Annotated in this window: 6 protein-coding genes and 1 pseudogene; 5 read left to right on the top strand and 2 right to left on the bottom strand. The window is 52.7% G+C overall.

All coding sequences use genetic code 11. The annotated features are described in order from the left end of the window. Positions 1–261: pseudogene (locus VKV29_RS01275) on the bottom strand (RNA-guided endonuclease TnpB family protein); the annotation flags it as partial. 581 nt (positions 262–842) lie between these two features. On the opposite strand from VKV29_RS01275, the gene VKV29_RS01270 reads away from it, so the two are divergent. The 5 genes from VKV29_RS01270 to VKV29_RS01250 are packed head-to-tail and all read left to right on the top strand — an operon-like array spanning position 843 to position 5,196. Beyond that, complete coding sequence (locus tag VKV29_RS01270; RefSeq protein ID WP_324199480.1) at positions 843–1,055, top strand: hypothetical protein; 213 nt, start codon at positions 843–845, stop codon at positions 1,053–1,055. Further along, on the top strand, positions 1,009–1,635 hold the full coding sequence (locus VKV29_RS01265) for a hypothetical protein (RefSeq protein WP_324199479.1): 627 nt from the start codon (positions 1,009–1,011) through the stop codon (positions 1,633–1,635). The genes VKV29_RS01270 and VKV29_RS01265 overlap by 47 nt, the downstream gene beginning before the upstream one ends. A gap of 3 nt (positions 1,636–1,638) precedes the next feature. After that, positions 1,639–2,703 (top strand): MvdC/MvdD family ATP grasp protein, encoded by a 1,065-nt coding sequence (locus VKV29_RS01260; protein ID WP_324199478.1) that lies wholly within the window; start codon positions 1,639–1,641, stop codon positions 2,701–2,703. A gap of 41 nt (positions 2,704–2,744) precedes the next feature. Beyond that, positions 2,745–4,352, top strand: a complete 1,608-nt coding sequence (locus VKV29_RS01255) for a DUF2079 domain-containing protein (RefSeq protein ID WP_324199477.1) — start codon at positions 2,745–2,747, stop codon at positions 4,350–4,352. A 19-nt stretch (positions 4,353–4,371) separates the two neighbouring features. Next, positions 4,372–5,196: a DUF1559 domain-containing protein gene (locus VKV29_RS01250; RefSeq protein WP_324199476.1), complete on the top strand. Its 825-nt coding sequence runs from the start codon at positions 4,372–4,374 to the stop codon at positions 5,194–5,196. Positions 5,197–5,333: 137 nt separating this feature from the next. Here the strand turns inward: VKV29_RS01250 and VKV29_RS01245 are convergent, their stop codons facing one another. Beyond that, on the bottom strand, positions 5,334–10,388 hold the full coding sequence (locus VKV29_RS01245) for a translocation/assembly module TamB domain-containing protein (RefSeq protein ID WP_324199475.1): 5,055 nt from the start codon (positions 10,386–10,388) through the stop codon (positions 5,334–5,336). Positions 10,389–10,536: the final 148 nt, after the last annotated feature.

Genomic DNA, 10,536 nt, shown 5'->3' with positions numbered 1-10,536 from the left:
CTTCTTGCGCTCCTGTACCGACTTGAGAGCTTCCCCTGCCTTCCTTCTCGCCGCTACGACCAACTGGGCAGGCAGGTCAGGGTGCGCTTGCCGAAGGGACTTGTAGGTTGCCCGGTGCAGTCGGGTTCCGTTGCGCTCGTTATTGTCCCACCCGTAACGGCAGACGACGTTGAAGCAGTCTGTAAATTGCAAGAGAGTCTCCCATAGAGCCGCTTCGGTAGCAGGGTCAATATGCAGTTTCAGACGCAACGTGACTTTCAACGATTTGCCTCTATAGTTTTTGTCTGCCGAGGGTATTATATCATCAATACTCTCGGTTGACGAACTAGATTGGAAAGGAATGCTGCGGATAGCAATTCCTCCCCCGCGTAAACGCGGGGGTCTCCTACCCCTGTTTTTATGATAGTCATACTTCTCGTTAGGCTCTTAAGCTACTGACTTCTTTCGAGAGCGGTCATGTAAGTTTAACGTGAGGAGATCAAAATGTCAAGATACAATATATGCCCGCTTACTCCGGCTCTTGTAAGGCTTTTACAATCGTGCGTTGACCTTTGTACGGCAGACACGAAAACACTTGCGAGGTACTTACGAGTTTCACTAAAACGATCAACACGGAATTCCAACGTATCTGCTCCCTGCTAAATGTGCCTAGCAGAACCGCAGCGCTGCTTACAGCTTTGTCGGAAGGTTGGATTGCATTTTCTAAGTCTTCTCAGACGACGGCACCATGGGCATTGTCTGATTTTTCAGTATTTACGTCATCAGATGCTGAAAGTTATACTGAGGCTGTAGCATCGCCGAAGGCGGCTACCGATCAAACACCAAAAAAGGAGGCAAGCTCGATGGAAGTAGCTTGCGAAACAGCTCGTCGTAAAGAGGTTTTCACACCCTTTGTCATGCTGTGGGTAGAGGAGGTGCCGGCAGAGCGGGTTTACGGCTCGCGAAGCGTTTTTTCCGAAGCACCTTCAGGAGCACAGGTATATCCCTCCGACACCGATTTCGAGAAGGATGAGCATACCGGAATGGTTGAAACATCCTTTACCTACACTTTTTAAGGATATGGGTGTACGTCAGAGGGCTAGTCTGCGTGTTGCCTTCGGCTTCGGAATAATCGCCGTTGTGCTGATAAGTATCTACCTAGCGAATAAGCTGGGAGGGCGTGGGCCGGGCGCAGACCCCATTTCCCAACTCATGCCGCGTACGCTCTCGCCCTCTCCCACCACTTTTGAGAAGTGCAACGAGCTATATGCCTTTACAGGTACCGGCCCGTTGATGAAACAACCGAAGACACACTATACTCGTCAAGAGTTCGACAAGCTGCTCTCCTACGCCTTTTATTCGGATACAGACCCAGATTCGTGGCTGGTAAACGGAGGCGCTCTGGGGGCCATGTGTCACCTCAACTTGCCTACAGATGATCCCAAATTACGGGTTTATGAAGAGGTAGAAATGACAAAAGCTGCGAACACATTTTTGCGCCATCCCGAACCTGTCATGCGTTGGCAGGCGGCGAAGCTTATCGAAACACAGCATCTGCTAGGGTCCGAAAGCGCCCTAAGAGCCGCTTTGCGCGCGGAAAAGAACCCTGTCGTGGCTCAAGAGATGCGCAAGGCGTTAGCTGCCTGTGGAGGGTAAAAAGTGAAAAGAAAGCCCTTTATTTTTATCGTTTCACAGCTCCATGAACCGAATGTGGATCAGGTTATTGCACGATTAGAGCGAAGAGGAGTAGACTTTTTTCGTTTCGATACCGAAACTCTCCCATTGGTATCAACGGTTCGAGTATACGATGATGGATCGGACAGTTATGCTGTAATTTCCTGTAATGGCCAGACAGTAGATACGCGTCAGATCACCACGATTTGGCGACGGCGCATAGGGGAGTTTATTTTACCTGATAATCTAGATGAGCGTACAGAAGGTTTTGTGAAGTATGAGTGCGCGGCTTTACTGCATTCATTTTTTGAAAAAATAGAGTGTTTCTGGGTAAACCACTTTCTCAGCGATTATAGGGCTAATATTAAGTCATATCAGCTGCAAGTAGCACGACAAGTTGGCTTGAGAGTGCCTCGAACTCTGGTGACTAATGAGCCGGAAGCAGTTGAAGAATTTATGAATCAATGTAATTCGAAAATACTATTTAAGCCGGTGATAGGCTTGATTCACGGTGGACCACACGACTTTAGCCAGGAGGCGGCGATTAAGTATAAAGGACAATTTCGCCTATCTCCACACATACTCACTGAAAGACCGACTAGCCTAAAAACCGTTTTTTCGCAACTCCTAACCTCAGAAAAGATACCCTATCTTAAGTTTTTGCCTGGATGCCCTGCGACATTTCAAGAGTATATAGAAAAGCGTTTTGATGTACGAATAACGATTATCGGGAACGAACTATTTGCAGTTGAAGTCCATTCTCAGGATAATAGCGAGACACAAATAGATTTTCGTAGACAAGCCCTTGATCCTGTCGGATTCCTAGACCATGAGATACATCACCTTCCAGATCAAACTGCTCAAAAACTCTTGTGTCTCATGAATAAGCTGCAACTCGTGTTCGGATGCGTAGACATGGTTCTAACCCCGGAGGGTGAGTATGTATTTTTGGAGGTTAATACTGCCGGACAATGGGGATGGATGGAACACCTGCTCGGCCTTCCAATGACAGATGTTTTGACTGAGCTGCTTATACGAGGTAGCTTATAGTATTCTTCAAGACCAGATTATATTCATCCTAGGTAACCACAGTGGAACATAGTACCTCAAGCGCTTCTACTGCAGCAGCAGCTACAGATAAGACCAAGCCGATTGATGTGGGCATTTGGATCGCAGGGCTTGGTATTGGGGCGTTTGTACTCGTCTATGGAACTCTTGCGGTGGTGCGTGTAATGCGGCTCGAAGCCGCTGCATTCGATCTAGGTATCTTCGATCAAACGCTCTGGAAGCTCTCGCGATTTGAGGCGCCGTACTGCACTGTGCGAGGGATGAATCTTTTCGGTGACCATTTCACACCCATTCTCTTTCTGCTTATCCCCCTCTATTGGTTCTTTCCTGAACCTCATACTCTCGTTTTTTTGCAAGCAGTTGCGCTTGCAGTGGGGGCTTGGCCGCTCTATCGGTTAGCACGATTTCATGGGGTAGGTTCCTGGCTCTCTGCGGCGCTTGTGCTGACCTACCTTCTGGCTCCTGCTTTGGGAGCACCCGCCCTTTTCGATTTCCATCCGAATATGTTGGCCGTGCCCTGTTTGCTGTTTGCTATTGACGCGATGGAGCGTGAGAATTATCGCTCTCTTGCCCTATGGGTAGCGCTTTCTCTGTTTTGTAGACAGGATTTAGCTCTCAGCATCATGGCCTTCGGTATGGTGAGCCTATTGCGCACGCCGGCTTTAAAATGCTCTGTTTCAGAGAGTATCGCAGAGGTTGTTCGTCGCCGATGGAAGCGCGGCATCGCCGGGATCTCTTTACTCGCTGCCGGTGGTATTTGGCTGATTGCGAGCCTTTCGATTATGAATCGGCTGTCAGGACATACAACAGGCTATACTGCCCTCTATAGCGCCTGGGGCAACACGCCCTTGCAGATCGTAACTCATATTATCCTTCACCCAGGCCGTGTTATGTCGTTCGTTTTTTCTCGGCCCACCGGGCTTTTCGTGCTTCAGATCGTGCTGCCGACTGCTGGACTGTGTCTGGGTGCCCCCGAGATACTGTTGGGAGCCTTACCGGAACTTCTAGCCGATGTGCTAAGCGATCGAGCCGTAATGCGCACCATTATGGCCGAGTATACTCCGGCCATAATGCCGTTTGTCTATGCCGCCGCCGCTATAGGGCTGGCACGCCTCGCAAAACTTTTGCAGCGCTGGGGGATTTTCTCTATAGGCGAGGAGTTGCTTGTGAGCGCTGTGCTTGTTTTTTTAGGGGGCTACTGTTTTTGGAGCTACGGTTCCTGGGATACGTTTGGAAAGATATGGAGCGGCTTTTTAACTAATAAGGAGATTCAAGAGCGCAAAGCTCTGCTCGCTACCATTCCACAAAGCGCTTCGGTATCGGCTACAGCCGATCTTGTGGTGCCTTTAGCCCATCGCAACATTATCTATATGTTTCCTAATCCCTTTCTTCGCGCCTGGTATGGGCCTGGATGGGAGGCCATTTTAGAGGAAAACCGAAATGAGCATCCTCCCCTACCTCACGATCTTTATGCGCTCTTAAAAGCCCATAGTGCCGGTGTACAGTATATTGTGGCTGCCGATGCCGGGCCATATCAACCACTAATAATGTCGGCCTTACAAACAGGTTTCTATCGCAGGGCTGCTAGTGCAGCCGGAATGATCATACTTGTTCGTCAAAAAGCTCCTTAAGGAGGAAAAAAACCGTACTATGCATGAAACTAGTCTTCGTTCTAAAGCATTTACGCTAGTAGAACTCCTTGTTGTTATCGCGATAATCGGTCTATTAGCGGCTCTCCTCTTCCCGGTGTTTGCCCGTGCGCGAGAGGCAGCACGATCTGATGTGTGTCTCTCGAACCTGAAGCAGTTAGGGACGGCCATGGCCATCTATTTACAGGATTACGACCAAACCTACCCAATGAGCCGTATGCCCGATGCTCGACATCCTCTGAGTGGATGCACCTCTACCCAAACAGGTGCTCCCCCGGATAGCAAATTGGAAGGCAGTAGCATTAACTGGAAGCGTGTGATCATGCCCTATCTTAAAAATCGAGCCGTGTTTCAATGCCCTTCCAACTTGGATGCATGGCATATCAACGGGCCTGATATTCACACACAGGTTCCGGGCGATGAAACAAACTATGCCTATCCAAGCGCTCAATGGTTGCCTATCTCTTACGGTCTTAACGGCAGTTTTTTCAACGAGGCCATTCCTCCCTGTTGGTATAAGGAGCCGCGCGATCGTCCCCGTCGCGAATCGGAGATATCTCAGCCGGCTCAACTCATCCTGTTGCTGGAGACACGCTGGAGTTTCTCAGACCTTGGAGATTGGTTTATTGAGCTACCTGGGCCGGATAGCCCTCAACAGGGTCCGTTCCAATCGCACAATGGGGCGTGTAACTGGCTTTTTGCCGATCTCCATGCCAAGCACCTGGTGCCGGCGGCTGTTTGTGAACTCCACGGGTGGACGGAAAACTATCCCGACCCAACCAACGGCTGTTTGTTTGTGTCGCGTCAATCGGAGTATGGGCATTAGCTAGGCGAAATCGCTGAGGGGTTTGTGAACGTGGGATAGGAGCGCTGTCGCTAGCTTAACGAAGACGGGTGAAAGGCTTCGAGCAAGAGGGGCCGTTTCTGGAGAACGGATGGGTGGAACGGAGATCACAGAAAGCTCTAGAAGGAACTTATCCCCTCTAACAGGAACGACTTAATGTTTTGTTCATCTTGCTGGAACGTGAACTGGAAGCGGCGGCTGAAGCGGAAACTCGCTCTAAGCGTCTCTTGAATGTGGGCGTTGACGAGGGTACGGGTGTAGGTAAAGTAGATGGGGCCGAAAAGGTGCCGACTGATGACGAGGTTAAGCCGTTGAAAAGGATCGTAGTTGAGGGCAAGCTCTTCAAAGCCGAGAGCGTGGGCAGGCTGATCGAAAATGGCGGGCAAAACGGCTCCGGCCACAAGGCTGGTAAGCTGTTGGGTGAAAAGCTGCGTTGGGTTTAGCCCAAAGGTATTTTGAGAGAGCACCGGGCCACCAAGTGCGGCAAGAAACCGCTGTTCAAGCAACTGCTGATCGCCGATGAAGTCGGGCGGATCCGTTTGGAAGGTGAGGCGTAAGCGTGAGCGTTGGGTTATGGGGTCGAACACGTTGCCGGTGATGGGGCCTTGAGCGTTCACGATGACCCGATAGCGTTTTTCTCCGGAGAAGGTGCCAGGTGCAGCCAGCGTCATGTTGGTTTGGGCGCGAAGACTGACCTCAACCCCAAGTATGGGCACGTTTGGTTGTTCGGGGTCTTGGGTAGGATAGCTCAGCGTGAGGCGCCCGGGCGGTAGGATGGTAAAGCGTGCCGTAGGCAGATTAAGGCGTCCTTCGAGAATGTCGAGGGTTCCGTTTAGTTGGACGGCGAGATTCGAGGTGGCGCCGGCAGGGTTTGTTTCTTCGATGGTTGTGATGTTCGCTGTGCGCCTTGGTACCCCAGAAACCAGAATGGTGCCGCTTACGCGGGCGCTAAGCGCCGAAGCGGATAGCTGCACATTACGGTCGAGATGGAGGGCTATCTGGAAGCGATGGACAAGCGGGATAACAAGCCCTCCGGTGCCGGTGCCTCCTACATCGGACGGAGGGATGGCAAGCGTATTGCTAAGATAGATATCGCCTTGAAGTTCTGGCCTTGTCAGCGAACCTGCCACCCGTAGCAAAACCCGCGCCTCTCCTCGTACGGTACCGCTATGAAACCCGGGGATAGGCGATTCATCAAAGACGATGTCACCGGCTTGCAGCGTGATTCCGGTATTACTCTGCTGCGTGATGGGCAGTGCCCCAAAAAGATTCACCGGCTGAACGGTGTTGGGAAGAACCGCACCGGTTTTGGGGTCGAAAAGAGCCGTTTCCGCGTGGAAGTCGTTAGATACTTGGATTTGGCTTCCGTTGAAAATGAGCGAGCCGGCGATGTTGCGCAGGCCGGTACGCAGGTAGTGCGGTTTGTGGGTGGTGGTGTCGAGATAGCCAATGCGAAGGCGATTGGCTTGCACGTCGAGTGCTCCGTTGACATTGGGCGATTGAACGGTGTTGGTAAGATGAGCCGATAGAGAGAAGACACCATTCGTATCGAGCACGAGGCTAGGCGCAAAGACGCGGAGGAGATCGAGCTTCTGTTGAGGCACGCGAGCGGTAAAATCGAGTGTTGCTGATTCAGGAAGGAAAGGAGGCTGCCATGAGAAGTCAACCGAGCCAAAAAACTCCGTTTCGAACTGTTGAGGTTGGTTATCGGCCCCCGCCACGGCGATAGAGACGGTTACAGGGTCGAGAACGGCGCGCGGTTCGGCGATATGGATATGGCTTACATCAATGCTGTCTATTCGAAAATCGCGAAACGAGGTGTGTAAGAGCACGTTCTTCGCATCGGCCGAGACATCGAGAACCGGCGCCTTCGTGGTGCCGGAGGCGACGACAAAAAGATCGGCTTTCCCCTTCAACTGAGAAAGCGTTTGGATTAGTGCATTGCTCGAAGTCGCCGCCGGACTTGTGTTTACTGTAGGGAGCCACTCGGTGAGTCGCCCGAGATCGAAGTTATAGAGGCTGAGATCGCCTTGAATGGGGCCGTGGAACGCCACGTTGATCTGTCGGGAGAAGAGGGTGGCTTCTGGGCTGTTAAGGGTTAAAGCCGGAGCGTTGCTTTGCGGTAGGGGCATGACGAGCGCCTCTTTGGTAAGTCGCCCGCTGCCCTGCACGGAGGCAATAGTGTTGTTGCCGATCTGGATTTGGTCTAAATGAAAACGGATGTCGGCAACGGGGGAGTCGGCTGTGCCGGTGAGTTGAGCCGTGCCCGAAAAGCTGCCTTGAAGAGGCGGATTGAAGCTGCGAAGGTAGGTGAGCGTGCGCTGGCCGGCATCTGTTTGGGCGAACGGGGAAGCCCCTAGCAGGCCGAGGAAGCGTGCTAGCTGAAGCCGATTCCATTCGACGGTGCCCGAAATCTGCTTCGATTTCAGGTCATAAGTCGCGTTGTGAACGGTGATCGCGTCATCAGGTTCCGAGTTTGGTTTAGAAGGGGTAGTCGAATCGGTGGGAAGAAAGGTAAGTTGGCTTAATTGGATGCGGTCTTTCTGATAGTCCCAACGGCTTGTAATTTGGCCAAGGGCGTCGCCGCGATAGGCTAAATTAGCTCCGTTGAGGTTAGCGGTGGCTTCAAGGTCATTGAGCGGCCCCTGTATTTGGCTAAAGAAGCCGATGGTGCCGGTTAGGTCGGCATAAGGTTTGCCGGTGAGCATTGCCGCCAAATCGGGAATGTTAAGGCTATCTCCGGTAAGCTCGAGGTTTAACTGATGATCGGGTGTCAGCGTTCCATGAGCCACAATTTGACCGTTGGCGGTGGCGATTTGAGCGTTTTGTAGCTGGAAGCCCTGATGCGATGTGTAGAAGAGGGTGGCCTCCGCATTTGATATGGCCACCCCGTTGAGCGAGGCATGTTGGAGGCTAAACGTAACGGGATGCAGGAGATGGAGATCGTGGAGGGTGCCACCCACATCTATCTCGGAGCTTTCCAGGCTGCCTACGATGGAGTCGGGGCGAATGGCGGCCTTTTGCAGAGTGTCCAAAGCCCCTAGTTTTTGGAGGAGATCGTTCACATCCACATGGCGCACCACGGCGACTAGGGCAACACCTGGGTCATGACTTTGCAGGCCATTGATGGTTCCACGAAGGGTAAGCTCGCCAGGATACTGCTCCGCAAGCCCTCGCACAATCTGGAGCGAATTCGGGGTTAATTGAAACCCTGCGCTGATTCTATCGAAGCCCAAACGTCCGGCTTGAACCGAAAAGGCGTTAAGCACACCGGTTACTTGCGGCTGATGGAAAGACCCTCCAATATACGCTCTCAGGTAACCTACCCCATTAAGCTGGGCAAGGTCGAATAGGGCAGCAGGGGATGAGGTGGAGTTGCCATTCTCTTCCGTAAACAGGGGCGCTTTCGTCGCTTTTGCTTGGGTAAGTTCACGCCAAAGTCCACCGATATCCACTTCATCGGCCACCAGCCTGAGGTTCAGCTTTTGATGGGTTACATCTACAAGCCCACGGGCCAAGGCGATGCCCATATCGTCTTCTAGGCGCAAATTTCGGATGAAAACTCGTTGCGGTGTTCCATGCGCTCGAAGGTAAATAAGAGCGATGCGACGCCCTTTCGAGCGGAAGTTGTTGACCTCCACTTGGGTGTTGAACTGAGGCTCCTGGCCGCTCTGCACACGAAACGCCACATCGGCTTTGGCAGTGCCCTCCATGGGTTGGTGAAGAAGGCTGCCAAGCGTTTGTAGCGGGAGGCCCTGCATGTGGGCTTGGGCGATGACTGCGAGCTTCGGTGAGGAGATAGCATTCGCGCGAATCGCAATCTGGCCGTGTGCAAACGCGCCTTGAAGGTCGGCCGTAAGCCGGTTGTCCGCATAAAAGGCTTTGAGTTGCAGCGGACCGGCGGTGATATTTCGGTAGTTTACGTGGCTCAGAGGGCCTTGAAGTTGGGCTACAGGATGGTTGAGAGGGCCTACCAAGGCGAAGTGAAGGGAGGGCGAGGTAGCATTGAGGTTTGGCAACAGCGATCGCACTTTCGGAGAGAACGTTTGAAACCACGGCAGGTATCGAAGTTGAGACCAGACCTGAGCCAAATGAAGATTCTGACCGTTGCCTTGCACATCGGCTACAAGGTTCTGAAAGGGTTGGGTGAGGTTGGCCACGTGACCCGAAAGTGCAATTTGGCTGCCAGCAAAACGAGCCTGCAGGGTACCTTGGCAAAGTGTAGGAAGCAGCGTGAGGTCGGCCTGGAGATCGGTCACCGGAGCGCTGAGAGGTGAGGGGCGGAAGGCGACGTTATGAAGATTTAGCGTCCCTTCAAGCTGCATCCAGTGTTTGCCGATATTCCATGCGGCCGTGAGCGGATGGGGCGCTAAAAGCAGATCGGCATGGAGGTCGGCCTGACCCTCCATCACCTGGCCGAATCGGCTCGGGAAAAGCTGTTGGGCGATATCGGGTAGATGAAGACCCTTTCCATCAAGCCGTAAGGCAAGAACTTGATTGGGTTGTAGGAGGAGAGTGGAGTGAAGGGCACCCTTGAGGCCTTGGCGGCCTAGGCCGCTAAGGTTGACCCCGAAAGAGCCGTCTGGCAGTAGAGCGATAGTCCCATTGATACGGGTAAAGGTGGCGTGCACCGGTGCTGTACGCGGCGATAGGAGAGCGTTATCGCTATAGCGTAGGGTGCCGTTGGCGATGAAGATATGACGGGTGAGCGGTCTACCGGGCTTCTTTTTGGGTTTGAGAAGTTGGCTAAAGTTCCATAGGCCGGAGCGATTACGTGCTACAAACAGGAAAGGCTCGGTGAGTTGAATTTGCTTTACATAGGGCGCTTGGATGTTGTGTGCGAAGAGGAGGGTAGCGAGATCGTAGGACAGGCTTACCTTCGCGGCAGTTGCCAGAGGTGCGGAGGGCATGTGGGAACTTTCGGCTACAAAAACCTGATAGAGGCTCACCCGATTGGCGGTTAGGCGGAAGGGACTGTACTGGAAGTGAACGCGCTCCACGCGCACGGTGCGCCCCACTGCCTGTGTGGCCTGATCTGAGAGGATGCGGGCAAGATTTTGGTCGGATAAAAGAAAGGACGTCCAGCGGTGCACACCGAAGATGCCACCCACAAGCACAAGGCCGGCCGGCAATAGAAGAAGCAGCCCATTCAGCAGGTGGCGTAGGTACCGCATGGTTCGAGTTCGCCCATCGTTTCTTTCTTGGCAAGAGTTTACCACCTAAACTCTCAGTTTTGAGCGGAGGATTCCGATTTGGGCTGAAGGGGGCTATCACGCGAATTGTCCAGAAAAAAGCCTGTGGAAGGAAATTGCGAGTAAGCAC

This window comes from Chthonomonas sp. (assembly GCF_035294165.1).
Taxonomy (GTDB): domain Bacteria; phylum Armatimonadota; class Chthonomonadetes; order Chthonomonadales; family Chthonomonadaceae; genus Chthonomonas.
This window is presented reverse-complemented; position numbering and strand designations above follow the sequence as displayed.